Below are 25,403 nucleotides of genomic sequence, written 5' to 3'. Positions count from 1 at the left end.
CGGTTGATATTCCGTTTTCGAGGATGTCTTTACATGGGTCAGGAAAGAACTCTTTCGCTGGTTATACCGGCCAAGGATGAAGAAGCCAACATCGCTACCCTGCTGACCGAGGCCTATGGGGTAATGCGTGACTATCACGGCTTTGAGGTGGTGCTGGTGGATGATGGCAGCACAGACAGCACGCTGGACACAGCCGTTCGGACAGCCCGGGCCCTCGGCGGCCGGTTGTTGACCATTCGCCACGAGCGCAGCATCGGCCAGAGCGGTGCCCTGGCATCGGGTATCCGACAGGCCCGGAGCAGGTTGATTGTTACCATGGATGGCGATGGCCAGAACGATCCGGCCGACATTCCCGCCATGCTGCAGAAAGCCAACACCATGCGGAACCCGGACTTCTGTATTGCCGGCTATCGCAAGAATCGCAAGGACACTGCGTGGAAGCGCTTCCAGTCCCGCCTGGCCAATCGCGTGCGGGATGCACTGCTTCATGATGGCGTGCCCGATACCGGTTGCGGCCTGAAGCTGTTTCCCCGGGAAACCTTCCTCAAACTCCCCTGGTTCGATCACGGACACCGATTCATCCCGGCGCTGGTACGCGGGATCGGCGGTGACATTGCCATCGTGGAGGTAAACCACCGCCCACGCATCGCCGGGATTTCCAAATACAACGCCTGGAACCGGACCTGGGCCGGCATCCTGGACCTGCTCGGTGTACTCTGGTTGCTGCACCGCACCCGGGTTCCTGTTATCAGCAGTGCCGGTCAGGCCGATCCACAGGGATCGGTGGCGGAGCGCTCCTGACATGATCAACGGTTCCCGCTGGCTGGCCTTCGCCGCCCTGGTGCTGGTTGGCTATCTGACCATCCACAACGGCTGGCTCGACTTCATTGCCGACCAGAATGAAGTGGCGAACTATCTCCACAGCCATGGTGTCGGCGGATTGGTGGTGATTACCCTCGCCGGCGCATTGTTTACCGGCCTCGGCGCTCCACGCCAGTTGCTCGCCTTCGTGCTGGGTTTTGCGCTGGGCGGGTTCAACGGGACACTGCTGTCGACCCTGGCCGCCGCCATCGGGGCCACCGGCTGTTTCCTGACCGCCCGCTGGCTGCTGCGAACGCCATTGAGCCGGCGGTTCAGCCATCGCATGCAGCAGTTTGATCGCCTGTTCCGGGAGCAGACGCTGTTGAAGGTTCTCATGGTGCGTTTGCTGCCGGTGGGCAGTAACCTGGTGACCAACCTTGTCGCAGGCTGCTCCGGGATCCGTTTCTCACCGTTCCTGTTCGGCAGCACCCTTGGCTACCTGCCCCAGATGCTGGTGTTTGCCCTGGCCGGTGCCGGTATCGGCAATGCTAATGCCTATCAGCTTGCCGTGAGCATCGGCTTTTTCATTCTCGCCTCGCTGATTGGTGCTTTTCTCTATCACAACCAGAGGGCCAGGACGCTGGCCGATTCCGTTTCCGACTCTCTCTGAGACCGAACCATGCCTGCATCACCCTTCGTCCGCCACCTGCCGGACACCGTGTTTAACCTTTCCCGCAATCAACTCCTGCTGTTACTGCTGGCCTTTGCCGCAGTCGTGATTTTTACCGGGATCGGACTACGTTCCCCCTGGCCTGCCGACGAACCGAGGTTCGCGGAAGTGGCCCGCGAAATGGTCGCCTCCGGGCAATGGCTGATCCCCATGCGGGGTGGTGAGTTCTACCCGGACAAGCCACCGGTGTTCATGTGGAGTATTGCCTTCTTTTACTGGCTGACCGGCAACCTGAAGATTGCATTCCTGCTGCCCAATGCGCTGTGTAGCCTGCTGACACTGGGACTGGTCTTTGATCTGGGCACCCGCCTGTGGAACCAGCGAACCGGTGCCATCGCGGTCATGTTGCTGATGCTTGCGCCCCAGTTCGTGATCCAGGCCCAGAAAGCCCAGATCGACGCCATGGTCGCCTGCTGGATTGCGGTTGCCTGCTACGGCCTGATCCGACACTTTTTTAGCGGGCCCGCCTGGGGATGGTACTTCGTTGGCTGGGCATTTATGGGGCTCGGGATCATCACCAAAGGGGTTGGCTTCCTGCCGGCGCTGATGCTCATTCCGATCGTGGTCATGAAGCTTCGCGATCGCGCATTGTTCCGTGGCACGCTCACCTGGCGCTGCGCACTGGGCCCGCTGGCCATGCTGGCAGTGGTTGCCGCCTGGCTGATTCCCATGGTGCTTTACGTTAACAATCTCGGCACCGAAGAGGCCCTGGCTTATCGGAATAATATCCTGTTCAAGCAGACCGGCGAGCGCTATGCCGACTCATGGGGCCATATCCAGCCCTGGTACTATTACCTCACCAGCGTAATTCCCTCGCTCTGGTTTCCTCTTCCGCTGTTGCTGCTGGCCTTGATCCGGCCCCTGTCTGAAACCGCCCGGTACCGGCCGATTATTCCTGTACTTCTGGGCTGGATTGCCCTGGTCATCGTGTTTTTCAGCCTCAGCCCCGGCAAGCGCGGTGTTTACCTGTTGCCAGCATTGCCCATGCTGGCGCTGATTCTCGCCCCGCTGCTCAGCAGCCAGAAACCGGCGGGGTGGTTTCCGCCGCTCCTGACAGGTGTGCAGTTACTGCTCGGTATCGCGTTGATGGCGGTTGGCGTCCTGGCCTGGAACGACCACCCCAGGTTGGTTGAAAAAGTGGCTGACTACAGCACCGACCCGGCCAAACTGCACGAGGCGGGGACGTTCGTCTTCGTCATAGGACTGGCCTGGCTGATCACCCTGTTCGGGTTCTGGCGCTCCCGTGCGCTGGGGCGTCTGTTTCTGGCCATGATGATCACCTGGCTGCTGCTGGGCACCTGGGGCTATCGAATTCTTGAGCCGCTTCGAACTCCTCGCAACGTGCTGGCCGCCGCAGAACAGCATATCCCGCCCGGCGGGCAGCTCGGCATGATCGACTTCCGGGAGCAGTTCCTGCTGTTTTCCAAACGCGACTTCACCCATTTCAGCTTCTTTACCGGTCGGGAACAGGAAAATCGCAATGCCTGGTTGTGGATGAGCGAAACCGAGGACAGCTATCTCCTCGTCGCCGATCAGATTGAGCTACCCTGCTTCACCAAAGAGGGTGCCATTCCCGTGGGCACGGCCCACCGGGACAGCTACCTATTATTGACTGATGAACAAATGAACCCCAGCTGCGCACCACCAGACAAGGTCAAACGGTTTACCACGCCTGAGCCCGGCAGTTGGCAGGATTGAGCTGGCGAGGGATTAAGAGAAGAAGAAACGATGAAAAAGCATGAAATTAAAGCCCGTCGGAAAGAAAACCGTGTTGATTCCGTGAAAATCGTACGATCCCCCTCGAATGCGCACGAATGGGTCATACTTTTTAAGGATATTGAAGGAAAGACCTTTTTCCTGATCTCAGACGACGATCATGTCTGCAGCTACGCAAACCTGGATGCGACCGTCGAGGCACTCGACGCCCTGGGGTTTGCCCGTGCCGAAGTGCTGTTCTGACAGGCCCTACCTGGTTTTGGGCAAGGTCACCGAAACCTGCAGGCCCTGACCTCCCGGGCCAGCACCCAGCCGGATATCGCCACCCATCCCCCGAATCAGGGTGCGGGCGATAGCCAGGCCCAGGCCTGCGCCACCGGTTTCGCGGCTGCGTGAGTGTTCCAGCCGATAGAAGGGTTCAAAAACCCGTTCCCGGTCCGCCTCCAGAATACCCGACCCCTGATCAACAATCGTGACAACCGCTTCTGTGTCTGTGGTTGCCAGTGTTACTTCCGCCTGGTCGCCATAATTAACCGCGTTCTCAATCAAATTACGCAGGGCACGTTTGACGGCTTCAGGCTGCCCCTGGAGTACACATCTCGGGCTGTCATCGCAGTGCACCGCCAAGCCCATTTCCTGGAGATCACCACACAGGCTGTCCAGCAGGGTCGCCAGATCATAGCGACGGTGCTGTTCGGTGGTGGTGCCCCGGATGAAATCGAGGGTAGCTTCGGCAAGATGCTGCATTTCCCTGAGGGAATCGAGAAGACGGTCCCTGTCCTCACCTTCCGGCAGCATTTCAACCCGCAGCCGCATGGAGGTAATGGGTGTCCTCAGGTCGTGAGCGAGAGCCGCCAGCAGCCTTGCCCGGTCTTCCTGGGCGCGGCCAACCTGATCCTGCATCTGGTTGAAGGCGCGGGTAACCTCACGAACATCCTCCGGTCCCTTTTCAGGAACCCGGACTTTCTCTCCCCGCCCGAACGCGTGGGCTGCCAGGCTCAACTCGTTCATTGGCTGCAGGATTCGACGAACCGCCAGCAACAAGGTCAGCGTGAGCAGCACAGCGGTAATCCCTACGCTGGTGAGCGTAGCCTTCAACCACAACCAGGAGGGCGCTGGTGGTCGGGCCCGAGCATTGAACCATTGGCCGGAGGACAAGGCCAGGGAAACCCCCAGGACCGGGGGGCATTCGTGCCGGTCATCCCGATGGTCGTCCTCGTCACGGTGTTCTTCATACTCGTGGTGCTCATCATCTTCATCGTCATGCCGTTCACGGTCCCGATGTTCATCGCGATCCGGCATGCAATTGTCTTCGTCAGCCTCCATGGCTGTCCGAACCTGCTCCACCGGCAGTTCCAATTCCTTGGCCAGCCGGCGCGTCATGCCGGAGGCCCGATCCTCGGTCAGATAGGGCGCAGGATCGATCGAAAGCCGCAGAGTCGGGCTGGAGAGTGCCCGCAGAATTCGCTCCTGCCGTTCCGGGTCCGTGGTATCGGCCAGGGTATAGCCATCGGCCACCCGCTGGAGGACGTGTTCCAGACTGGCACTGCGCAACGCTCCCTGGCGCTCACCCGCCAGAATAACGATGGTGATAACCTGGGCCACCAGCAGCACCAGAATCAATAACAGCGCCAGCTGCCCACCGGCGCGCCGTGGCCACAGTCTCATTGTTCAGCCCCTTCGACCGCAGCAATCCACTGGTAGCCACCGCCCCAGATGGTCTTGATCAGCCTGGGGCTGCGGGCATCCGGGTCGATCTTTCGGCGCAGGCGGCTGACATGATTATCAATGCTTCGATCAAAGGCATCCGCCTCTCTGCCGAGGGTCAGGTCCATCAGCTGATCACGGGACAACACGCGGCCGGCGTGCTCAAGGAAGGCGAGCAGAAGCTTGTACTCGGCGGTACTCAACGACACCTCGACACCTTCCGGATCGATGAGTTGATGGCGGTCGACGTCCAGCGTCCAGCCCTCGAACGTCAGGGACTGCCCGGCCATGGGGCTGCGTTGCGGTGGCAGCGCTGTGGTACGGCGCAGAACTGCTTTTATGCGGGCCAACAACTCCCGGGGGTTAAAGGGTTTGGTGAGGTAATCGTCGGCGCCCATTTCGAGGCCGACAATGCGATCGGTTTCCTCGCTCATGGCTGTAAGCAGAATAACAGGCAACTCGGTGTGCTCACGAAGGTAACGGCAGAGCGTGAGGCCATCGTCCCCGGGCATCATGATGTCCAGCACAACCAGGTCGATGGAGTGCTGTCGCAACTGGCGCTTCAAGGCATCGCCGCCATCCGCCAGCAGCACGCGCAGGCCATGCTCCTGCAAATAGCGGCCGACCAGATCTCGAATGTCCCGGTGGTCATCGACCACCAGGATTGTGGGAGAGTCGCTCACTCGTTACTCCGTTGAATTACCGTCTGCCCTGATTATAGGGGAGTCGACTTCCCGCTTGGGCGCGATCTTGTCAAAAACCGTCGCAAATCCCTGCCTTGCGACAAGTTGCGACAAAGTCGGTGGGTCACCGAGACAATTCTGCGACGTTTCCTTGATGGAATAACTCCCGACCAACAATGACATTCCGTCATGGGTTTAACCAACCAAGGAGTTCGACCATGAAGAAAACGACCACCATTGCTGCTCTCTCCATCGCCGCGATACTCGGCGCCACGCCACTGCTTGCGTCTGCCGATGACGACTACGGGCGAGGTGACTGTGACGATCGTTACGAGAATCGCCACCACGGCAAATCCATGGGTTCCGATCTGAAGCAATACAGCACCGACGAAATGCGCATCATGGCTTACGGCCAGGCGCTAAGACGCTTCGGCCCGGGCGTGGATGTGTCCGTTGAGGAAACGTCGGATGGCACATACCGGGTCCAACTGCGAGATGCCGAGCAGAATCTGATCCGGGAGCAGGAGTTCAACCAGTACGGTGCCCCGGTTCGCGGCGGACACCGGAGCTGATTACCAACAGCCAGCGCGGGGCCCGAGAGGTGCCCCGCCAGCCTTTGATCAAGGAGAATCGCGATGACACTGATGGACGCTGACAACCGCTATGGTGCCGTTTCCCGGGCTGTGCACTGGATAATGGCGGTTTTGTTGCTGGTAATGCTTGCCAGCGAAGTCTGGTTTGAAGCCCTGGAGCACACACTCTCTGATGCGTCGCTTATGGCCTGGCACCAGACCCTGGGCCTGACCATTTTCGGGCTGGTTATCTTTCGCGGTCTCTGGCGCTGGCTTAACCGCGCACGTATAACACCACCGGCTCAATGGGCGACCATGGCCAAGCTCGGGCACATTGCGCTCTATGCCCTGATGATCCTGATGCCGCTGTCAGGGCTCGCATCCTCCCTCGGTGAAGGCGATCCTGTTACCTTTTTCGGCTGGACAGTCTTTGGCTACGGCCCGGAAATCGAGTGGCTGGAAGACAGCGGGGAAGAGGTTCATGAAGTGCTGGCCAACGTGTTGTGGCTCATGATTGGCGTACACGTAGCAGCTGCCCTGGCGCATCAGTACCTGCTGGGAGACCGGATCATGAAGCGCATGGCCTGACGGCCAAGATACAGGAAAACCCTCGGGCTCAAGCCACCGGCAGCGAATCGTCGCTGCCCCAGTCCGCCCAGGAACCATCGTAAAGAGAGAGCTGGTCATACCCGGCCAGCTCGGCCGCCAGCAGAATGATGCAGGCGGTGATGCCGGAACCGCAGGAAAACACCAGTTGATGCCCGTCTCCGGGCTGAAGGTTCGTACCGAGATGCCTGAACTTTGCCTCCAGCTCACTGACCGGCTTAAACCGGTAACCATCCAGCACCTCGGTAAACGGAAGACTGAGTGAGTTCGGAATATGGCCGCCGCGCACTCCCGGGCGGGGTTCCGGGGCCTGAGCCAGGAACCGCGCCCGGGATCTCGCATCAATCACCGAAACTCGCTCGTCGTCCAGATGCTGTAGCACGAAGGCGGAATCCCGAACCCGTCCGCGGTCCAGACGGCCCGCCACGTTCCCGGCGGAAGCCGCACTATTAATCGGGGCCGACACCGTCTCACGCCCCTCTGCCAACCACTGTGGCAGGCCACCATCGAGCACGAAAACCTGTTCGAGGCCCATCGACCGCAGAATCCACCAGGCCCGGGGAGCGGAATAGATTCCCTGGTTGTCGTAAAGCACCACCAGTCTTTCAGGCGTTATGCCCAGCCTGCGAACTTCCTGAGTGAACTGTTCCTCGGTAGGAAACGCATGGAGCTGGGACGATTCCGTATTGCAGAGCGTTCCCTCCAGATCAATCTGGAAGCTCCCCGGTATCCACACCGGGTGATCATAAACGATCGGCTCCTTGCCAATAACCGTGGCCATACTCGCGTCGATAAGAACCAACCGTTCGTTATCGAGGTTTTCCTGCAACCAGTCGGTGGTTACGAGTGGGGACGCCATGGTGTGCTCCTGTTCCTACCAGAAATAAACGGCCGACTTCTCAGGCCGACAAATCGCCAGACCTTCCCGGCTGCCGTCAGGACGTTGCGGCAATCACCGAGATTTCCACCAGCAACTCCGGCGACGCCATCTGAGCCTGAACGCAGGCCCGGGCCGGCGCCGTACCTTCAGGCACCCAGTTGTCCCACACCTCGTTCAGGGCTTTGAAATCGGCCATGTCTGCCAGGTAAATGGTTGCCGAAAGGATTCGATCGCGGCTGGAGCCGGCGGTCTCGAGCAGCTCGTCCACTTTCTCCAGCATCCCGGTTACCTGGGTATGAATATCGGCGTTACGGTCCTTGGCAACCTGACCGCAAAGGTAAGCAGTGCCGTTGTGTTTTACGATCTTGCTCATTCGGCTGTTGGTGGAAATACGTTCAATGGTCATGGTGATGGCCTTGTTGGGGATTTGAGTGACTATATAACCAATAACGGGCTCGAGGATAAAGCCTCACACTTCAGCCCGGCACAAACACCGGAAAACCATCCAGTTCGGCAGATAGCAAACGCTGGCCAAACAGGCTTTCGAGTGCAGAAGTCACCAGAATGTCGCGGGCCGGTCCCCAGCAGGCCTGGCCGTCGGGGTAAAGGAGGAGGATCTGGTCGCACCATCGCGCAGCCAGATTGAGGTCGTGGAGGCACATGAAGACAGCCCGGTCGCACGCTGCCTGCTGGCGCAGCAGCTTCATCACGGCAGTCTGGTGCTGTAAATCCAGGTGATTCGTCGGTTCGTCCAGGAGCCAGATTTCCGGGCTTTGGGTCATCAGGGTGGCAATGGCTACCCGCTGGCGTTCGCCGCCGGAGAGTGTGTTAACCAGGCGATCTTTCAGGTGGATCACGTCCAGGGTTTCCAGAGCCCGTTCTGCAATCGCCAGATTCTCGCCACTCTCCATCTGCCAGGGTGACAGCCATGGGTGCCGGCCGATCAGGGCGGTTTCCAGTGCCGTTGCGGGGAATCCATCCTGCCGGTCCTGAAATACGAGGCCCATCCGTTGCGAGACGGTCTTGCGGCGGATGTCGCCCAACGGCGTGCCGTCAAGCAACAGCTGTCCGCTTCTGGGCTCCCGCAATCCCGCCAGAGTATGCAACAAGGTGGTTTTGCCCACGCCGTTGGGGCCCAGCACACCCCAGACCTGCCCCGGTTCGATGGCCAGACTCAGGGGAACGCCGGAGGCACACCCCGGAATGTCGATGATCAGCGCTTCGGTTGTCAGGCGTGTCATCATCGGCTCCGATACAGCAGGTACAGGAAGGTCGGGACGCCAATCAGTGCGGTGATCACTCCAACCGGCAACTGTTCCGGTGCGATGACCACCCGCGCCAGGGTGTCCGCCAGCACCAGCAGCGTGCCGCCGGCCAGTGCGCAGGCCGGAAGAATCAGGCGCTGGTCGTTACCCAGCACCAGCCGCAACATGTGCGGCACCACCAAGCCAACAAAGCCAACCGAGCCGGCCATGGTGACGGCGGTTGCGGTCAGCAGGCTCGCCATCAGGTAGATCGACCATTCCAGTGGCCGCACCGAAACGCCCAGGGCCGCTGCCTGCAGGGAACCCCTGGCCAACACGTTCAGGGCCCGGCCCAGCGGAAACACCATCAGGCATACCAGCACAAGAATGATCAGTCCCGGCCACGGAGTGGCTGCGTGGGAAAGGTCGCCCATCAGCCAGTACAGCATGCCCGGCAATCGGCTGGCCGGGGTCATCGAGAGGATCAGGGTAATGATGGCACCCCAGCCGGCCGCGACCACCACACCGGTAAGCAACAGCCGCGATGGGGTCCAGCTGCCACTGCCGTGGGCCAGGCCAAACACCAGCAGGGTGGCCAGCATGGCGCCGACAAACGCCGAGCCGGATACCAGAAAACCGGCAGCGCCGGCCAGCATGGCAAGTAACGCGCCTACTGCCGCGCCACCAGAAAGCCCCAACACATAAGGATCGGCCAGGGGGTTTCGCAACAATACCTGCATAAGCGCCCCGGCCACGGCCAGCAAACCACCGGTCGCGAAGGCGCTCAGGGTGCGGGGCAGCCGGAGCTCCAGAATCAGCGTTTGTTGTAACTCGGTGCCACTGCCGGTTATCACCCTCAGAGTGTCCTCAAAACCGATAGCCGTGCTGCCGATGCTGACGGAGATCAGGGCCGCCAGAAAGCCCGCCAGCAGCAGAATGAGGAGAGGTTTGTAAGGGCTAGAGATTGGCACGGGCCTGCTCCAGGGTCTGGCACAGGTGCCTGGCGCCGTCTGCCATACGTAGCGTGGGGCGCGCCAGAAGGTCCGGCGGTTCGAGGAAGAGGTTGCCGGCGGCTACCGCTGCCAGGCCCGGAAACTCGCGCCAGGCTTCCAGCCACTGCCTGTCGTCCGACGACCCGGCGGTAATAATGACTTCAGGGTTGGCTTCGAGAACCGCCTCCCGGCTGATCCGGGGCACCAGCCGTGGCAGCCCGCCAAACACATTCACTCCGCCGCACAGGGTTATGGCCTTGCTGATCAGCTCGTCCCGGTTCACGGTCATCAGTGGCTGGTCCCATATCTGGTAGAACACCTTAACCGGTCTGGCATCGGCATACTGAGCTTTAAGTTTGACTATTTCTGCACGAAACGCTTCGGCCCGCTCATTGCCGAGATCCGGTGAACCCGTCAGCAACGCCAGATCCGATACCGCCGCGGCAATGTCGTCAAACGTTCGCGGGGCTAGCCAGAATACGGAAATACCAAGGTCAGACAGCCGTTCCAATTGGCTGCGGGAATTGCCATCCACCCAGGCCACCACCAGGTCCGGTGCCAGCGAAACAATGGCTTCCAGGTCCAGGCGATTGCTGTCGCCCACCTGCGGTAACTCCGCAGCCTCTACGGGATAGTCACTCCAGGCACTCACGGCAACCACCCTGTCACCGGCACCTGCAGAGAACAACAGTTCCGTGGCGCCCGGCGAGAGGGAGACAGCCCGCTGGGCAGGATCGCTCAAGCACAGAGTACGGTTGATGGCATCGACCACGCAGAGCTCGGCGGACGCGCTTGGCGTGCCGAGAAATAGCAACAACAAAAAGCGATAAACCATGCAATGCGAACCTGTGCTTGTGATCGCCAAAGTCTGTCGACCGCTCACCGAGCGCCCTGATTGACTGAAGATAGCCCGAACCGTAAACTCTCGTGAGTTTTCTATCCGTAGCAGGTGCTTGCCCCCTAAGTAGATTAGCTCAGCAAGGAGGGACAAGTGAAACTGGGAAGATCGGTGAAATTCCGACGCTGCCCCCGCAACGGTAAGCGGTTATGAGAGGACAGGCCACGGCCAGCCACTGCAGCAACCTACTGCGGGAAGGCATCCTACTCTGACGACATCGTCAGCCGCAAGCCCGGAGACCGGCCTGCTACCGGCTATCAGTGTTTCATGGCGGCGGGCCATAGACACGGAGTTTGCTGCCTCAATTCACGGGCGCTAAACCTCCTTTGGTAGCTGTTCACGCAGCCAAAGCAGGATTCTTTGGCTGAAGTTTATAGCTTTAGCAGCCCGGATTTACTGATCTAATGTATCGATTTGCTCTATGCATGATGCTTGCGCTATGTGCAGCCCCATTGGCACACGCGGAAGACACTCTGCCTTACATTGTGGTTGAAAGCTCCCGTATCAATACCGCGGCCGAGATTGACCCGTCCCAGGCGACTGGCCCAGTGCGGATCGTTGATCGGAATGACTTCGACAATCGAACCGCCAACCTTGCTGATGTTCTCGGCAACCAGACTGGTGTTCAGATTCGTCAGAGCGGAGGGCTTGGCAGTGCATCCGCGATTTCGATGCGGGGCTCAACCTCCCGCCAGGTCCAGGTCCTCCTTGACGGCATGGTTCTCAACGATCCTGTCACAGGTGGCGTTGATCTGGGCAAACTGGCGCTCAACGATATCCAGACAATCCAGGTCTATCCGAGCGGGGCACCAGCTCAATCAGCACAGGCGGGAATCGGGGGAACGATTGTTCTGGAAACCATGGGCAAGAGGCTAGAGGATACGACACGGATCGATCTCGGCGCTGGCTCGTATGACACCTATACAACTGGCCTGTTCAGAAGCGGCAGCCATGAAGAGGTCTATTACTGGCTGACGCTGGACCGCCAATCCAGCAACAATGACTTTGAGTACCCCAACTCACGCGACTGGTTCAACCCGAACGACGGTAGTACAACAAAACGACGCAACGCAGATTTCGAGCAGGATGCTTTCAGCGCGAAACTTGGCTGGGAGCTTTCCGAAACCAGTCAGGTCGACTCTCTCATCCAGTATAGCCGCCACGAACAGGGGATCCCGACCATCCAGAACTGGCGCGACAACAATGCATCTCTCGATAACGAAACCTTCCGCCTTCAATTCCATTATCGCGAGCAGGGGTGGCTGGACGGCTCGGTGCATTCAAGCCATCGACTGATGGCCGGTGATATTAGCGAACGATATGACAACCGGACCGGTCGCGTGGGGTTGGGCTCCAGCGACGTGCGCACCGATACGCGCCAACTGGGCCTGGTCAACACAGTCAGCTTACTGCTTGCCAACCACACCCTGACAACCAGTGTTGATGTAAGCCGGTTTGATTTCGAGCAAGACAACACACTCAACACCGAGACTTCAGACGACCGGGACCGCCTGCAGATTGCTTCGTCTCTATCTCATCAGTGGAGAAGCGATAGTGCCAACTGGCGGACCCGGGCTGCGTTGCGACACTACGTGACTCGTGATGATTCCAGCCTGGTGCAAGGCAATGGCAGTGTGACTTCGTCAGCATCCAACGATCATTACACCGGCTGGCAGTTAGGCCTAAGCCATATAGTGGTGGAAAGTTGGACCATTTCCGCTAACGTCGCCAGAAATGTCCGGATTCCCACCCTGCAGGAGCTCTATGGGCAACAGGGGCTATTTGTCGGCAACGAAGACCTGAACGCGGAAGAATCTTTCGACTACGATCTGTCGTTACGCACCGACCAGAGCTGGGGACACGCGGAGGCGACCGGTTATTTCCGAACTCTGGATCCGGCAGTGGTTGCCACCTATGACGCGCGGGGGATCGGGCGCTACGTCAATCTGGAAGCAGAAATTTACGGTGTCGAACTGGACGGTCGGATCAGGATCACTGACTGGTGGTCCCTGTTCGGCAACGCCACTTTCCAGGAATCCGAAAATACGGATGTTTCAAACCAGGTCCGCTACCAGAAGCGATTGCCCGGCGTCTACCATGAGTCATGGCTTGTTGGAAGCCAGTGGCGCATGCGCCCCTTCTCACTTGAACTGTGGTACCAGAGAGACGACGAACTCTACTACGATTCGGCCAACATTCTGCCGGCTGATCCGCGCAAAATCCTCAACGTCGCATTGCGCTGGAGCCGAATCTGGCCGAACCGCAGCGAGAGTGAGCTTGCTCTGGAAGTCCGCAACCTGTCTGACGAGTTCTACCAGGACTACAACCGTTTCCCCGGCCCCGGCCGCAGTTGGTTCATTAACCTGAAACACACTTTCTAATTACCCGCTAAGAAGGAACCGCTATGAATAACCTCATATCCAGCTTCAAAACAAAAGGCCTTACCTTATCCCTCGGTCTGTCCCTTATTCTTGCCGGTTGCGGGGGTGACTCGTCTTCCTCCAACGATCTCACCATCACGACTCGCGTTGGCATTATCGCTACGGCATCCGATGATTACGCCTCGGGCGAGGTGGAGCTCGCAGCCATTGAAGAATCGAACATTACTGCCTCAGGCGGGTACTTTAGCGGTATATCGGACATTGCAGTGAACGGTTACGGACAAAACTACTACCTCCTACGGAAGTTCGGGGCAGATCAGGTACTCAAAGTCAATGTAGAGAACCCGGCCGCAGAAGTATGGCAGGCAAGTGCACTAAACCGGGGTGAGACCGGCAGCGCCAACCCCTACCAACTCATATTCGTCGACGAAACCAAGGCTTACCTTCTTCGTTATGACCAAGACACCGCATGGATTGTAGACCCTTCGGCAACGCAGGCTTCTGAGTTCTTTAAGGGTAACACACTTGATTTGTCCAACTATGTTCCGGCTGATTCCAACGGGGCTCCAGGCATGTCATCAGGTGTTGTCGTGGATGGAAAACTGTTCATCACTCTTCAACGCCTGGACGGCAATTTCCAGCCCACCAACGAGTCGTACGTTGCAGTATTCGATACCGCCACAGACGCAGAAATCGAGACCAATGCCGATGAGAATGACAATCTCAAGGGTATTCCGCTGATCGGTCAGAATCCCGGCGGCATCCAGCACCTTGAAGGGACTGGCGTGATCGTTCATAACATCGGTTCCTACTCCACAACGAATGGAACCAGCCTTGATCTGGTAGATCCGGCGACCTACACGGTGACCTCAATGATTGGGGATGCTGAGATCGACACCCAGATCAGCGATGCGGTGATCGTGAGCTCCACGAAAGGATACATCCTCAACTACGCCAGTTTTCAGTCCATCTCTCTGCAAAGCTTTGATCCATCCCAGGGTGCCTCCAGCCTGACAACTGTTGGAAGCTTTTCAAACGCCGACTTCCGTGACATTGAGCTGAGCCCCGAAGGAAGGCTCTGGCTTGCAGACGCTCGAGTCAATAATCCGGGCATCCGTGTAATAAACACCTCAGACGACACAGAGGCGGATTTCGTCGAGACAAGCTTGCTACCCATCGACATCAGCTTTGCAGAAATAAACGACACTTTCTGACACCGTCCTTCAGGCCGGCACTTGTTCTCGGAACAGTGCCGGCCAAATCCTTAGTAGCCTCGCTTTTCCGAACGCAGCATAGAACCTTTCCACCAGCCCAATGGTTACCCTCCATAGCCCCTGCTATATTGAACACTCAAAAGAGTTAACAACCGATTATCAGGGAGTTTTATGCAGGCCGAGCTCATCGACATCCGCAATCACATGGCCCAGTACCCGCCGTTTGACGAGATGGCGGAGGAGCTGCTCGACAGGGTGGTGGGCGGTATTGAGGTAGTCTACTTCAAGGCCGGCAGCCAGATCCTGGAATTCGGCGAGCCCAGTAACTGGCTTTATTACGTGCGCAGTGGCGCGGTAGAAATCTATCGGCGTTCGGGCGAGCTGTATAACCGCATCAGCGAAGGCGAAATATTCGGCCAGTTTGGCCTCCTGATGAACCGGAAAGTGCGATTTCCGGCAAAAGCCCTGGAAGACACACTGGTCTACAAGATTCCGGGAGAAATCTTCCAGTACCTGTGGGAAAATGACGACAACTTCGCCGATTTCGTCGAGATTGAAGACCGCAGTCGCCTGCGCTCTGCCGTTTCCCGTCGGGAAAAGTCCAACCAACTGATGACATCCAAGGTTACCCGGTTGATTGCCCGGGAGCCGGTATCAGCGCCCCACACCGTTCGCCTGCAGGAAGCGGCGCGGATCATGACCGAAAACGGCGTCTCCGCACTGCTGCTGATGGACGAGGAAGGTGAAAAGCCCCTGCTCAAGGGCATCATTACCGACCGGGACCTGCGCACCCGGGCCCTTAGCGAAGCCCTGGCCTCGGAAACTCCGATCAGCGAGATCATGTCGGAGGATCTGATCACCATCCGCTCGAACATGTTCATATTCGAGGCCATGCTCACCATGCTGCACAACAATGTGCACCATCTTCCGGTGATGGATCGGGATGAGGTTCGCGGGGTGATTGCGCTGTCTGACATCGTAAAGTACGAGAGTCAGAGCAGCCTATACCTGGTCAGCAACATCTACCATCAGCAGGATGTAAAAGGGCTGAAGAAGATCAGCCTGGATGTGCGGGACAGCTTTGTTCGCATGGTGAACGAAGATGCCAACTCCCACATGATTGGCAGTGCCATGGCCGGCATCGGGCGCAGCTTTACACAACGTCTGCTGGCGCTGGGCGAGGAGAAACTCGGCCCCCCACCCGTGCCCTACTGCTTTTTGGCCCTCGGCTCCATGGCGCGGGACGAGCAGCTGGTGGTCACGGACCAGGATAACGCCATGATCCTGGACGACAGCTTTGTGCCGGAAGAACACGACGAATACTTCCTGGCGCTGGCGAAATTTGTCAGCGATGGCCTTGCGGAGTGCGGCTATACCTACTGCACCGGCGACATCATGGCCACCAACCAGAAATGGCGGCAGCCACTGCGCGTCTGGAAGGACTACTTCACCGACTGGATTGATAATCCGAAAGCCGAGGCTCTGTTAAACAGCAATATTTTCTTTGATCTGGATGGCATCTACGGCGAGACCGACTTTGCCGAACAGCTCAAGACACTGGTGGCGGACAAAGCCAGCAACAGCCAGCGGTTCCTGGCAATGCTGGCGCGCAACGCCCTGAACCGCACGCCGCCGATCGGCTTTTTCCGGACTTTCGTGCTGGAAGAGGATGGCAAGCACCAGAAGACCTTCAACCTGAAACGTCGCGGAACAGCGCCCCTGTCGGATCTGATCCGGGTTCATGCCCTGGCCTGCGGCTCCCGTGCACAGAACTCGTTCGAACGACTGAAAGCCATTGGCAACACCAAGCTCCTGCTGGACGACGATCTGGGCAACCTGAGGGATGCGCTTGAGTTTATCTCCATCGTTCGTATCCGACACCAGGCCCTGGCAATCGAGGCTGACCGGCAGCCGGACAACAACGTACGGCCCGAAGACCTTTCACCGTTTGAGCGCAGCCATCTCAAGGATGCGTTCCAGGTAGTCAGCGGTGCCCAGAAGTTCCTGAAATTCCGGTATCACGCCGGGGTGGCCCGTAATGTCTAGTGAGGAGCAGGCCGAGAATTCTGTTACACGCCTGCCATGGCCCGAGCAATTCAAGGCCCTGGCGGAGCAGAGCAAGTCCCCGATTCTTAAAGCCTATTACGAGAGTGGGTGTGTGTCGCCGGAGACGCCCTTATCCGAGGTGCCCTTTGTCGCGCTCGATTTCGAGACCACCGGGTTGGACGCCAATCAACATTCGATTGTCAGTATCGGTCTGGTGCCGTTTACGCTCGACGGCATCCAGCTGGGCAAAGCCCGCCACTGGATCGTGCGGCCCAAGCTCCCGCTACACCAGACCTCGATTACTATCCACGGCATTACCCACAGTGATATCGACCAGGCCCCGGATTTGAACGATATCCTGAAGGATCTGTTTGCCAGCCTGAATGGGCGTATCCCCGTGGTTCACTACCGCAACATCGAGAGATCGTTCTTCGACGTTGCCCTGCAATGGCGCTTGGGGGAAGGAATCCGGTTTCCGTTGATCGATACCATGGCCATTGAGGCTCACCTGCACCCGGACCGAAACCCGTCACGCTGGCAACAACTGCTGGGGAAGAAGCCCGTGTCGATTCGCTTGGCTGATAGCCGGCTGCGTTATGGGCTGCCTCACTATGCCGCCCACAACGCCCTGATTGATGCGGTTGCCACGGCTGAACTCCTGCAGGCCCAGGTGTTGCACCATTTCAGCCGGGACACCCGGGTGGCGGATTTGTGGTTGTGAGTCAGGCGTCGCTCTCTGGTCTGACGTCATCAACCCATTTGCCATAACCGGCCTCTTCCATCTTCTCCAGCGGGATAAAGTCCATAGACGCGGAGTTCATGCAGTAGCGTAGTCCGGTTGGCGCAGGGCCATCGTTGAAGACATGGCCAAGGTGGGAATCCGCGTGGCTGCTGCGGATTTCCGTACGGGTCATGAAGAACGAGTTGTCCTCACGTTCCACCACCGCGTCTGGTGTGATCGGCCGGGTAAAGCTGGGCCAGCCGGTACCGGATTTGTACTTGTCCCGTGAAGAAAACAGCGGCTCGCCGGAGACAATATCCACGTAGAGTCCTGGCTTCTTGTTGTCCCAGTATTTGTTGTTAAACGCCGGCTCGGTGCCGTCTTCCTGGGTCACCTCGTACTGCATATCCGTCAGGCGCTGCTTCAGGACATCCTGAGCAGGCTTTTCAAAGCTTGCCGGATCGAAGCCAACGCCCATCTGGCCGGGCTCTGTGCTGGCGCTTTCATCGCCCACCAGATCGTCACTGGCGTCCACTGTGGCATTCTCCTGGAACCGGGTGTAATCGAGCTCGTAATCTTCGCCATACACCTTCTCGATAAACTGATAGCGTCCAGAGTTGAAGGTGTAGAAGTTGTAGCGCACCGGGTTTTTGTCGTAATAATCCTGGTGGTATTCCTCCGCCGGGTAAAATTTCTCAAACGGCACGATTTCGATCACCACGGGTTTCTCGTAAACTCCGGATGCCTCCAATTCTGCAACGGCCGCCTCGGCCAGGCGCTTCTGCTCAGCGTTATGGTAGAAAATAGCAGGACGATACTGCTGGCCGCGGTCCACAAACTGACCCTGATTATCGGTCGGGTCCATCATCCGCCAGAGCGCCTGCAACAAGCCCTCGTATGTCATTTCGTTGGGGTCGTAATAGACCTGTACCGCTTCGGTATGGCCAGTCTGCCCCGAGGCAACCTGCTTGTAGGAGGGGCTTGCCTCTTTCCCACCAGAATAGCCCGAGACTACTTCCACCACGCCCGGCACCCGCTTTTCGTACCCGGCCTCAACACACCAGAAACAACCGCCAGCAAAGGTCGCCACGGCCAGACCCGGTTGATCCGGTGCGTATTTGCTCATCTGCGACTCCGACTTTTCGGCAACCGCGTAGGTGGTGAACAGACCAACTGCAGAGACAAATGCCACTGCGGAAAACAGACCCATAATCTTGCGTTTCATCAGATATCTCCTTCACGTGATTCCATACCTACAGCGTAGGGCGGTGGATTCACGAAAACGTTCACCAGGTATTACGAATTCATAACGCTGTGGATTTTTCGCCGCCCGCGACCGAGCTGTCGCGGGCCAGGGGCAGCCAGACACTGAAAACGGCGCCATCGGCATTGCGTACCGAGAGTTTTCCCTGCTGCAGCGTCACCATTCGCTGGGCAATCGCGAGCCCCAGACCGGCATGGCCCGTCCTGGACGCACCTGCGGCCTGATAAAAGGGTTCGAAGACGTGCTCCAGGTCCTCATCATCGATACCGGGGCCAGCGTCGGCGACGGTAATTTGCGCACCCCCGGCCTGTTCGACAACGCCCAGTGTGATCTCCGTATCTTTCGGCGAATGGCTGAGGGCGTTGCTGATCAGGTTATCCAATACCCGCTCGGTCATGGCGATATCCGCCAGCACCTGGACCGGAGCGACGGAAACAATCGACAGGGCAACGCCTGCGCGCTCCGCCTCGGGTTGGTGCTTCTGCACCACGTCATGCAGCAGTTCGGCAACCACAAACGGTTCCGTCTTCGGCTGTTTCTCCCGGGCATCCAGTGCGGCAAGTTCAAACAGTTCCTCCACAAGACGACCAAGCCGGTGGCTTTCGGTCAGGGCCACATCCAGGAAACGTGCCCGCTCCTCGGCGGCGAGCGTGTCCTGTTTCATGCGCAATGCTTCGATATAACCCTGGATGGATGCCAGTGGCGTTCTAAGGTCGTGGGAGACCTGGGCAACCAGCTGCCGGCGCTGGGCATCCTTGTGTTTCAGAAGGTCCAGCTGGGCAACAATTCGCTGGGCCATCTGATCGAACCGGGCGGCCAGGTAATCAATGTCATCGCCTTTGCACGCCACCGCGGCGGCGCGCTCCGGAGACATGCCGCGCTCGAAGGATTCCACCCGCTCGGTCAGCCGCGAAAGCCGACGCGTCAGCAACCGGAAGAACACCAGCCCGGCCAGCAAGCCGACGAACAGGCTCACCGCCAGCGCGCCCGCGCCTAACTGGAGGAGCCGGTTACTGTGCACCATGCTCTCGGCCAGGTCGTACTCCTCGCCGCGCAGAACCACGTACAGATAACCCGTTGGATCCGCAGCCGAAGGCACCGGCGTTACCGAGAAGACCTTCCGCCGGTCATGACTGCGCGGATCATCGCCGGGCAGTGGGTAAGCGCCCGGGTTTTCAAGCAGCGTGCGTACCGGTTCCAGGGATACCCGGTTGCGCTTGATCTTGTTCGGGTCGGCGGAGTAGGAAAGGATATTACCTTCGGTATCCAGCAGGTAGATTTCAATACTGGGGTTGATGGTCATGTACAGCTCGAAGAGCTGCTTCAGGGCATCGCGGTTGAGCTTGCCATCGGTTACCAGGTTGCGGTCAGACACCAGGTTACGGGCGAGGTCGCGGTTCAGCTGCTGGTTGACCGCAGCCGAGTATTCCCTCACCGAAGCCAGACTCAGAAAGGTAAAGAGCCCACCCACCACGAGCAGCAGCAGGAACAGACCGATCGCCAGCCGGGCATAAAGGGTGCGGAAGACAGACAGGGCCATCGCTAATCCATGAACCGATAGCCAACACCCCAGACCGTCTGGACGTATCGTGGGTCGGCGGGATCGGCTTCAATCTTGTTGCGCAGGCGGTTGATGTGGGTGTTCACGGTATGCTCGTAGCCCTCATGGTTGTAACCCCACACAGAATCGAGCAATTGCGCCCGGCTGAACACCCGGCCCCGATGGGAGGCAAAGTGCCAGAGCAGGTCGAACTCGCGGGCGGTCAGGTCCACTTCCCGATCATCCACAAACACTCGCCGGCGAACCGGATCAATCCGAAGCCCGTCCACCTCAATCTCATCAGCCTGATCGCCGGCAGGCGCTGCCTGAGAGAGTGCGTCTACACGTCGGAAAAGCGCTTTGACGCGCGCTGCCAGCTCCGCCACGCTGAACGGCTTCGTCAGGTAATCGTCCGCGCCCATCTCCAGGCCCAGGACCCGATCCAGCTCTGTGCTCTTTGCCGTCAACATCAGAACCGGCACATAGCCCGGGCAGGCACGAATCTCGCGGCACACCGCCAAACCATCCAGGCCAGGCAACATCAGATCCAGAATAACCAGATCGACGCCGCCCTCACGGAACCTTTCCAGGCCGGTGTCCCCCCGGTCCACGAGCACGGGCTTCATTCCCAGATCTGAAACCTGCATACGGACCAGCTCACCGATGCCGGGGTTGTCTTCAATAATCAGTACCGTTCGCGTCATGGTGATGGGCTTCGCTGAATTTGCCGGAGGCTTTCGATGCTTTCATGGCAGAGTGTAGGCGGAAAAGTTCACAAAACCATCACAAGCCGTCAGAACCGCGCGCATAGCCGGCTCCGGGTTTAGCCGTTAAAATGAATCCAAATTCGGGCATGAGGTTTCAGTGGCAGACAAAACCGTAACCAGGGCAACACCGGCCGAGGCGTTCAAGCGAACACGTCGCATGTGGCTCAAGGGTGAGCGCATTCACTTGGCGCCGCTGGCTGATGAGCTCGGAATTGGCCGCGCCACCCTGTTTCGCTGGGTCGGCAACAAGGATCTGCTGATCGGCGAGATTCTCTGGTCCCTGTACGAACCCCTTTGGCGACAGGCCATGGCCGAAACGCCCGGCACTGGCGTGGACTACATTGTCGGCGTGTACCGCCGCACCAACTCCGCGATCCTGCACTTCGAGCCGCTGCGGCGATTCATCAACCAGGACCCGGAATATGCCCTGAAGATCCTCACCTCGTCCCAGTCGATCCTGCACACTCGCACGGTCGAAACCAACACGCGGATGCTGAAAGACCAGGTAGCGGCCGGGCATATCAAGCCACCAATGAACATCTTCAGCCTGTCTTACTTCATGATTAGACTGGCAGAGTCCTGCCTTTACAGCGACATCATCGCCGGACGCGAACCCAGGGAAGCAGAATTGGAGGATGCCTGTACGGCCGTGCGGATTTTGCTTGGGGGGAAGGCCTAGGGCTTACAGGCTTTGGGGGCTGGCCCCGAGGCGAGGGTGTCTTTTCTGCCGGGAAAAACAACTCGCTTCGCTCAGACATTTTTTCCCGGCAGAAAAGACACCCCCACCCCGTGGCCGATCTAACTCTCAGGGCCACCGATCGGCAGCCCAGCCTATCGGCATTTACAGCTGCAAAGACCGGATTTCCAGAAACTCCTCCAGTCCCCACTTGCCAAATTCGCGGCCGATACCGGAATGGCCGAAGCCGCCAAACGGTGCCATCGGGTTAAACGCACCACCGTTCACGAATACCTGGCCAGTGCGCAGCTTGCTGGCAATTTTCTTGGCCTTGGCGTCGTCGCCGGACCAGACTGCACCGGAAAGGCCGTACTGGGTGCCGTTGGCGATTTTCACCGCTTCTGCTTCGTCGTTGTACGGGATCACGCACAGCACCGGCCCGAAAATTTCCTCCTGGGCGATGCGGCTGTCCGGTTTTACGTTGCCGAAGACGGTCGCCTTGACGAAGTAACCTTTCTCGCATCCCTCGGGCGCTTCCGGCCCACCGGCGATGAGCTTGGCACCTTCCTGGATACCCAGTTTGATGTAGTCGATCACCTTGTCACGCTGCTGGGCAGACGACAGCGGGCCCAACCGTGTGGTTTCTTCCAGCGGGTTACCCGGGGTCATTTTAGCCACGGCAGCGGCGGCCAGTTCACAGGCCTCGTCGTGCTTGTCGGCCGGAACCAGCATGCGGGTGAGTGCGGTGCAGGTCTGGCCGGAGTTCAGCAGGCAGTTGTTGATGGTACCTTTAACAGCAGCCGCCAGGTCGGCGTCCGGGAGGATCACGGAGGCGGATTTGCCGCCCATCTCCAGAGCAAAGCGTTTGAAGTCATCGGCTGCGGCGTGGGCGATCAGGTTGCCGGTGCGGGTGGAGCCGGTGAAGGACACCATGCGCACATCCGGATGCTTGATCAGGGTATCACCCACGGTATGACCATAGCCGCACACCATGTTGAACACGCCCTTGGGCAGGTCTGTGCCATCGAGGATCTCGGCAAGGATAAACGCCGTCTGGGGGGCGATCTCCGAAGGCTTGAGCACCACGGTGCAACCGGCCGCAATCGCCGGAACGATTTTCAGGATCACCTGGTGCAACGGGTAGTTCCAGGGGGTAATGCAACCAACCACACCGACCGGCGCATATTGCACCTCGGAGTTGCCGGACTGTTCGGTAAACGGGAAGTCGGGCAGCAGTTTCAGGTAGCTCTTGGTCACGGCTGCCGGCATACCAGCCTGGATCGGCGTGGCCAGCTTGATGGGCATGCCCACTTCCCGGCAGACGGTCTCGGCGATTTCCGGCGCGCGCTCTTTCAGGCCCGCGTGCAGCTGTTCCAGCACCTTGATCCGTTCTTCCAGGGTGCTTTCCGACCAGCTTTCAAACGCCGCATCGGCGGCGGCAATGGCCTGTTCCATTTCATCCGCGCCGGCGGCGGGAACGCGGGCAATCACGTCACCGGTGCCAGCTTCGTGAACGTCGATCATGTCACCGGCCCAGCTAACCCATTGGCCGTTGATGTAGTTCCTGTTCAGCTCGTTCATGCTTCCCCCTTCATTCAAATACGATAACGCCACGGGCGTTCTTGCCTGCCACCATATCATCGAACGCCTGTGCGGCTTCTTCTATGGTGTAGGTACGGGTAACCAGTTCATCCAGTTTGAGTTTACCAGCCTTGTAAAGACCCAGGATCCTGGGGAAATCGTGCTGCGGCCTTGCCGAACCCAGCCAGCTGCCTTTCAAGGTTCGCTCGTCCGCCGGCAGGGTGAGGGTGGTCAGCGAGGTCTTGTCCTTCGGATCTGCCACACCCACGACCACGGCGGTACCGCCACGGCCCAGACTCTTGTAGGCCTGTTCCACCACCGGCCCGGCACCGACGCATTCGAAGGCGTAGTCAACGCCGCCGGTCATTTTCTTCACAGCCTTGGCGGCGTCCTCCACCTCGTTGATATTCACGGTGTGGGTGGCACCAAACTCTTTCGCCATCGCCAGCTTGGCGGGGTTGCTGTCCACCGCCACGATCATCTCGGCGCCGGCGGTCACGCAGCCCTGGATCGCGTTGAGGCCAACGCCACCGATGCCAAACACGGCGGCTCGGGAGCCGGGCTCCAGCTTTGCCGTATTGAAGACAGCGCCGACACCGGTCATCACAGCGCAACCCACCAGGGCGGCGTTCTGCATCGGCACGGTTTCGTCCACTTTCACGCAGTTGTCCACGTGCATGGTGGCGAACTCGGCCATCACGCCGCAGGCGCCGAAGACGTTCAGGGGCTCGCCGTCCGCGCCTTTGGTTCTGACCGTGCCATCCGGCAGGTTGAACATGGCCTTGCGGGCGTTCTCACAGAGCACCGGGCGGCCACGAACACACTGGCTGCATTTGCCGCACATGGATATGAAGGTACTCACCACATGGTCGCCTTCCTTGAAGGCCGTGACGCCCTCACCGACTTCGACAACCACGCCTGCGGCTTCGTGCCCCAATACAAGGGGAGGCGGGTAGGGAATCTTACCCGTGGTGGCGGACAGATCGCTGTGGCAAACGCCGCAGGCCGCGATCTTGATGGTGATTTCATCCCGCTTGGGACCTTCCACCGTGATGGTTTCCACCTGAACAGGCTGCCCCCATTCCCGGCAGACGACGGCTTTTGCTTGTCTGTCCATGCATTTCCCCTTTTGGTCAACAAGGGGTCGAAAGAAAGCATTCTTCTGACCCCGATCTCATACAGGCCGGCTTCAAACCACCTCGAACAGGCCAGCAGCACCCTGGCCACCGCCGATGCACATGGTGATCACCACGTATTTCGCCCCACGGCGCTTGCCTTCGATCAGGGCGTGGCCTGTCTGGCGGGCGCCGGTAACACCAAAGGGGTGGCCGATGGAAATTGAGCCGCCGTTTACATTCAGCTTCTCCATGGGAATGCCCAGGCGGTCACGACAGTAAATCACCTGCGACGCGAAGGCTTCGTTCAGTTCCCACAGATCAATGTCATCCATGGTCAGACCATTGCGCTCAAGCAGGCGCGGAATCGCATACACCGGGCCGATGCCCATCTCATCCGGCTCACAACCCGCCACAGCGAAGCCACGGAAAATACCCATGGGTTCAATGTTGTGCTTCTCGGCATAGGTGCTGTTCATCACCGTGCAAACGGAGGCGCCGTCCGACAGCTGGCTGGCGTTGCCCGCCGTGATGAACTGCTCCGGACCACGCACCGGCTCCAGACCCGCCAGGCCCTCAAGGGTCGTATTCGGGCGATTACACTCGTCACCTTTCAGGGTCACCTGCTTTTCACTGACCTCACCGGTTTCCTTGTCCTTGACCAGCATGGTGGCATCGAAAGGCACGATCTCATCGTCAAACTTGCTAGCCTGCTGGGCCGCCGCCGTGCGCTGCTGGGAGATCAGCGAATACTCATCCTGGGCTTCACGGCTGACGTTGTAGCGCTTGGCGACAATATCCGCCGTCTCAATCATCGAAAGGTACAGCTCGGGCTTGTTCTTCATCAGCCACTCGTTGGTGGCGTGGAAGCTATTGATCTTCTCGTTCTGCACCAGGGAAATGGACTCAACGCCCCCGGCCACCATGGCGGGTACTTTCTCGGACACCACCCGCTGTGCCGCCAGGGCAATGGACTGCAACCCCGAGCTGCAGAACCGGTTAATGGAGAACCCGGCAGTGGTCACCGGAAGACCGGCGCGGATGGCCGCCAGACGGGCAATATTCCGGCCCTGGGCGCCCTCCTGGTAGGCCGCGCCCATGATCACATCCTCAACAATAGACGGATCAATACCTGCGCGCTCAACAGCATGCTTGATAACGTGACCTGCCATATCCACGCTGTGCGTGTTGTTCAAAAAGCCCCGGTAGGATTTCGCAAGGCCGGTGCGCGCGGTGGAGACGATTACTGCATCAGACATAACAATGCCC

The 25,403-nt window shown here is 59.0% G+C and carries 24 protein-coding genes and 1 riboswitch; of the genes, 11 read left to right on the top strand and 13 right to left on the bottom strand.

Annotated elements, in window-relative coordinates; all coding sequences use genetic code 11:
* The first annotated feature begins 33 nt into the window (after window positions 1–33).
* Genes KYE_RS19905 through KYE_RS19890 form a run of 4 tightly spaced genes read left to right on the top strand, consistent with a single transcriptional unit; the run spans window position 34 to window position 3,490 of the window.
* Entirely contained in the window at window positions 34–801 is a 768-nt protein-coding gene (locus KYE_RS19905; RefSeq protein WP_008177102.1) for a glycosyltransferase family 2 protein, read from the top strand.
* A gap of 1 nt (window position 802) precedes the next feature.
* Window positions 803–1,471, top strand: coding sequence for a TVP38/TMEM64 family protein (locus tag KYE_RS19900; RefSeq protein ID WP_008177101.1), 669 nt, complete (start codon window positions 803–805; stop codon window positions 1,469–1,471).
* A 9-nt stretch (window positions 1,472–1,480) separates the two neighbouring features.
* Window positions 1,481–3,229: an ArnT family glycosyltransferase gene (locus KYE_RS19895; RefSeq protein ID WP_008177100.1), complete on the top strand. Its 1,749-nt coding sequence runs from the start codon at window positions 1,481–1,483 to the stop codon at window positions 3,227–3,229.
* A 30-nt stretch (window positions 3,230–3,259) separates the two neighbouring features.
* A complete protein-coding gene (locus KYE_RS19890) occupies window positions 3,260–3,490 on the top strand; it encodes a hypothetical protein (RefSeq protein WP_008177099.1) in 231 nt (76 codons plus the stop codon).
* A 6-nt stretch (window positions 3,491–3,496) separates the two neighbouring features.
* Here KYE_RS19890 and KYE_RS19885 read toward each other — a convergent pair whose 3' ends face one another.
* Window positions 3,497–4,915, bottom strand: a complete 1,419-nt coding sequence (locus tag KYE_RS19885; protein ID WP_008177097.1) for a sensor histidine kinase — start codon at window positions 4,913–4,915, stop codon at window positions 3,497–3,499.
* A complete protein-coding gene (locus tag KYE_RS19880; protein ID WP_008177094.1) occupies window positions 4,912–5,637 on the bottom strand; it encodes a response regulator in 726 nt (241 codons plus the stop codon). Before KYE_RS19880 ends, KYE_RS19885 begins: the two co-directional genes overlap by 4 nt.
* Window positions 5,638–5,855: 218 nt before the next feature.
* On the opposite strand from KYE_RS19880, the gene KYE_RS19875 reads away from it, so the two are divergent.
* Complete coding sequence (locus KYE_RS19875; RefSeq protein ID WP_008177093.1) at window positions 5,856–6,209, top strand: hypothetical protein; 354 nt, start codon at window positions 5,856–5,858, stop codon at window positions 6,207–6,209.
* 63 nt (window positions 6,210–6,272) lie between these two features.
* Window positions 6,273–6,797, top strand: coding sequence for a cytochrome b (locus KYE_RS19870; protein ID WP_008177091.1), 525 nt, complete (start codon window positions 6,273–6,275; stop codon window positions 6,795–6,797).
* A 28-nt stretch (window positions 6,798–6,825) separates the two neighbouring features.
* Here the strand turns inward: KYE_RS19870 and KYE_RS19865 are convergent, their stop codons facing one another.
* From KYE_RS19865 to KYE_RS19845, 5 genes are all read right to left on the bottom strand, one after another.
* Window positions 6,826–7,674 (bottom strand): sulfurtransferase, encoded by an 849-nt coding sequence (locus KYE_RS19865; RefSeq protein ID WP_008177089.1) that lies wholly within the window; start codon window positions 7,672–7,674, stop codon window positions 6,826–6,828.
* Between the two features lie 76 nt (window positions 7,675–7,750).
* On the bottom strand, window positions 7,751–8,101 hold the full coding sequence (locus KYE_RS19860) for a RidA family protein (RefSeq protein ID WP_008177087.1): 351 nt from the start codon (window positions 8,099–8,101) through the stop codon (window positions 7,751–7,753).
* 70 nt (window positions 8,102–8,171) lie between these two features.
* The gene (locus KYE_RS19855; protein WP_008177085.1) at window positions 8,172–8,936 is read right to left on the bottom strand and encodes an ABC transporter ATP-binding protein; all 765 of its coding nucleotides are present in this window, start codon (window positions 8,934–8,936) and stop codon (window positions 8,172–8,174) included.
* Window positions 8,936–9,910 carry a FecCD family ABC transporter permease gene (locus KYE_RS19850; protein ID WP_008177083.1) on the bottom strand — a complete coding sequence of 325 codons (975 nt, stop codon included), beginning with the start codon at window positions 9,908–9,910 and terminating at the stop codon, window positions 8,936–8,938. Before KYE_RS19850 ends, KYE_RS19855 begins: the two co-directional genes overlap by 1 nt.
* Window positions 9,897–10,766: a cobalamin-binding protein gene (locus tag KYE_RS19845; protein WP_008177080.1), complete on the bottom strand. Its 870-nt coding sequence runs from the start codon at window positions 10,764–10,766 to the stop codon at window positions 9,897–9,899. The genes KYE_RS19850 and KYE_RS19845 overlap by 14 nt, the downstream gene beginning before the upstream one ends.
* Window positions 10,767–10,861: 95 nt before the next feature.
* Window positions 10,862–11,092: riboswitch (cobalamin riboswitch) on the top strand.
* Between the two features lie 141 nt (window positions 11,093–11,233).
* Here KYE_RS19845 and KYE_RS19840 point away from each other — a divergent pair.
* The 4 genes from KYE_RS19840 to KYE_RS19825 all read left to right on the top strand — a co-directional run bounded on the left by KYE_RS19840 (window position 11,234) and on the right by KYE_RS19825 (window position 17,191).
* Window positions 11,234–13,210 carry a TonB-dependent receptor plug domain-containing protein gene (locus KYE_RS19840; RefSeq protein WP_081467561.1) on the top strand — a complete coding sequence of 659 codons (1,977 nt, stop codon included), beginning with the start codon at window positions 11,234–11,236 and terminating at the stop codon, window positions 13,208–13,210.
* Window positions 13,211–13,233: 23 nt separating this feature from the next.
* A complete protein-coding gene (locus KYE_RS19835; RefSeq protein WP_008177076.1) occupies window positions 13,234–14,424 on the top strand; it encodes a hypothetical protein in 1,191 nt (396 codons plus the stop codon).
* 171 nt (window positions 14,425–14,595) lie between these two features.
* Window positions 14,596–16,470 carry a putative nucleotidyltransferase substrate binding domain-containing protein gene (locus KYE_RS19830; RefSeq protein ID WP_008177075.1) on the top strand — a complete coding sequence of 625 codons (1,875 nt, stop codon included), beginning with the start codon at window positions 14,596–14,598 and terminating at the stop codon, window positions 16,468–16,470.
* Window positions 16,463–17,191, top strand: a complete 729-nt coding sequence (locus tag KYE_RS19825; RefSeq protein WP_008177073.1) for a 3'-5' exonuclease — start codon at window positions 16,463–16,465, stop codon at window positions 17,189–17,191. Before KYE_RS19830 ends, KYE_RS19825 begins: the two co-directional genes overlap by 8 nt.
* Window position 17,192: 1 nt before the next feature.
* Here the strand turns inward: KYE_RS19825 and msrB are convergent, their stop codons facing one another.
* The 3 genes from msrB to KYE_RS19810 all read right to left on the bottom strand — a co-directional run bounded on the left by msrB (window position 17,193) and on the right by KYE_RS19810 (window position 20,699).
* Window positions 17,193–18,416 carry a peptide-methionine (R)-S-oxide reductase MsrB gene (msrB, locus tag KYE_RS22270; protein WP_008177071.1) on the bottom strand — a complete coding sequence of 408 codons (1,224 nt, stop codon included), beginning with the start codon at window positions 18,414–18,416 and terminating at the stop codon, window positions 17,193–17,195.
* A gap of 79 nt (window positions 18,417–18,495) precedes the next feature.
* Entirely contained in the window at window positions 18,496–19,995 is a 1,500-nt protein-coding gene (locus KYE_RS19815; protein ID WP_008177069.1) for an ATP-binding protein, read from the bottom strand.
* Between the two features lie 2 nt (window positions 19,996–19,997).
* Window positions 19,998–20,699 carry a response regulator transcription factor gene (locus KYE_RS19810; protein WP_008177066.1) on the bottom strand — a complete coding sequence of 234 codons (702 nt, stop codon included), beginning with the start codon at window positions 20,697–20,699 and terminating at the stop codon, window positions 19,998–20,000.
* A 160-nt stretch (window positions 20,700–20,859) separates the two neighbouring features.
* On the opposite strand from KYE_RS19810, the gene KYE_RS19805 reads away from it, so the two are divergent.
* Window positions 20,860–21,441 (top strand): QsdR family transcriptional regulator, encoded by a 582-nt coding sequence (locus KYE_RS19805; protein ID WP_008177064.1) that lies wholly within the window; start codon window positions 20,860–20,862, stop codon window positions 21,439–21,441.
* Window positions 21,442–21,603: 162 nt separating this feature from the next.
* On the opposite strand, the gene KYE_RS19800 is transcribed toward KYE_RS19805, so the two are convergent.
* The 3 genes from KYE_RS19800 to KYE_RS19790 all read right to left on the bottom strand — a co-directional run bounded on the left by KYE_RS19800 (window position 21,604) and on the right by KYE_RS19790 (window position 25,393).
* Window positions 21,604–23,019, bottom strand: a complete 1,416-nt coding sequence (locus KYE_RS19800) for an aldehyde dehydrogenase family protein (RefSeq protein ID WP_008177061.1) — start codon at window positions 23,017–23,019, stop codon at window positions 21,604–21,606.
* A gap of 10 nt (window positions 23,020–23,029) precedes the next feature.
* Window positions 23,030–24,136: a zinc-binding dehydrogenase gene (locus tag KYE_RS19795; protein WP_008177059.1), complete on the bottom strand. Its 1,107-nt coding sequence runs from the start codon at window positions 24,134–24,136 to the stop codon at window positions 23,030–23,032.
* Between the two features lie 72 nt (window positions 24,137–24,208).
* A complete protein-coding gene (locus tag KYE_RS19790) occupies window positions 24,209–25,393 on the bottom strand; it encodes an acetyl-CoA C-acyltransferase (protein WP_008177056.1) in 1,185 nt (394 codons plus the stop codon).
* Window positions 25,394–25,403: the final 10 nt, after the last annotated feature.

Origin of the sequence: Marinobacter manganoxydans MnI7-9, from assembly GCF_000235625.1 — a bacterium.
GTDB lineage: Bacteria > Pseudomonadota > Gammaproteobacteria > Pseudomonadales > Oleiphilaceae > Marinobacter > Marinobacter manganoxydans.
The sequence above is the reverse complement of the archived record's forward strand: the minus strand, read 5'-3'. Positions and strand labels throughout refer to the sequence as shown.

What these genes read in the sequence shown, in the direction of transcription:
- KYE_RS19905 (WP_008177102.1), top strand. Translation starts at nt 34, where the DNA reads ATGGGTCAGGAAAGAACTCTTTCGCTGGTTATACCGGCCAAGGATGAA.
- KYE_RS19900 (WP_008177101.1), top strand. Translation starts at nt 803, where the DNA reads ATGATCAACGGTTCCCGCTGGCTGGCCTTCGCCGCCCTGGTGCTGGTT.
- KYE_RS19895 (WP_008177100.1), top strand. Translation starts at nt 1,481, where the DNA reads ATGCCTGCATCACCCTTCGTCCGCCACCTGCCGGACACCGTGTTTAAC.
- KYE_RS19890 (WP_008177099.1), top strand. Translation starts at nt 3,260, where the DNA reads ATGAAAAAGCATGAAATTAAAGCCCGTCGGAAAGAAAACCGTGTTGAT.
- KYE_RS19885 (WP_008177097.1), bottom strand. Translation starts at nt 4,915, where the DNA reads ATGAGACTGTGGCCACGGCGCGCCGGTGGGCAGCTGGCGCTGTTATTG.
- KYE_RS19875 (WP_008177093.1), top strand. Translation starts at nt 5,856, where the DNA reads ATGAAGAAAACGACCACCATTGCTGCTCTCTCCATCGCCGCGATACTC.
- KYE_RS19870 (WP_008177091.1), top strand. Translation starts at nt 6,273, where the DNA reads ATGACACTGATGGACGCTGACAACCGCTATGGTGCCGTTTCCCGGGCT.
- KYE_RS19865 (WP_008177089.1), bottom strand. Translation starts at nt 7,674, where the DNA reads ATGGCGTCCCCACTCGTAACCACCGACTGGTTGCAGGAAAACCTCGAT.
- KYE_RS19860 (WP_008177087.1), bottom strand. Translation starts at nt 8,101, where the DNA reads ATGACCATTGAACGTATTTCCACCAACAGCCGAATGAGCAAGATCGTA.
- KYE_RS19855 (WP_008177085.1), bottom strand. Translation starts at nt 8,936, where the DNA reads ATGACACGCCTGACAACCGAAGCGCTGATCATCGACATTCCGGGGTGT.
- KYE_RS19845 (WP_008177080.1), bottom strand. Translation starts at nt 10,766, where the DNA reads ATGGTTTATCGCTTTTTGTTGTTGCTATTTCTCGGCACGCCAAGCGCG.
- KYE_RS19840 (WP_081467561.1), top strand. Translation starts at nt 11,234, where the DNA reads ATGTATCGATTTGCTCTATGCATGATGCTTGCGCTATGTGCAGCCCCA.
- KYE_RS19835 (WP_008177076.1), top strand. Translation starts at nt 13,234, where the DNA reads ATGAATAACCTCATATCCAGCTTCAAAACAAAAGGCCTTACCTTATCC.
- KYE_RS19830 (WP_008177075.1), top strand. Translation starts at nt 14,596, where the DNA reads ATGCAGGCCGAGCTCATCGACATCCGCAATCACATGGCCCAGTACCCG.
- KYE_RS19825 (WP_008177073.1), top strand. Translation starts at nt 16,463, where the DNA reads ATGTCTAGTGAGGAGCAGGCCGAGAATTCTGTTACACGCCTGCCATGG.
- msrB (WP_008177071.1), bottom strand. Translation starts at nt 18,416, where the DNA reads ATGAAACGCAAGATTATGGGTCTGTTTTCCGCAGTGGCATTTGTCTCT.
- KYE_RS19815 (WP_008177069.1), bottom strand. Translation starts at nt 19,995, where the DNA reads ATGGCCCTGTCTGTCTTCCGCACCCTTTATGCCCGGCTGGCGATCGGT.
- KYE_RS19810 (WP_008177066.1), bottom strand. Translation starts at nt 20,699, where the DNA reads ATGACGCGAACGGTACTGATTATTGAAGACAACCCCGGCATCGGTGAG.
- KYE_RS19800 (WP_008177061.1), bottom strand. Translation starts at nt 23,019, where the DNA reads ATGAACGAGCTGAACAGGAACTACATCAACGGCCAATGGGTTAGCTGG.
- KYE_RS19795 (WP_008177059.1), bottom strand. Translation starts at nt 24,136, where the DNA reads ATGGACAGACAAGCAAAAGCCGTCGTCTGCCGGGAATGGGGGCAGCCT.
- KYE_RS19790 (WP_008177056.1), bottom strand. Translation starts at nt 25,393, where the DNA reads ATGTCTGATGCAGTAATCGTCTCCACCGCGCGCACCGGCCTTGCGAAA.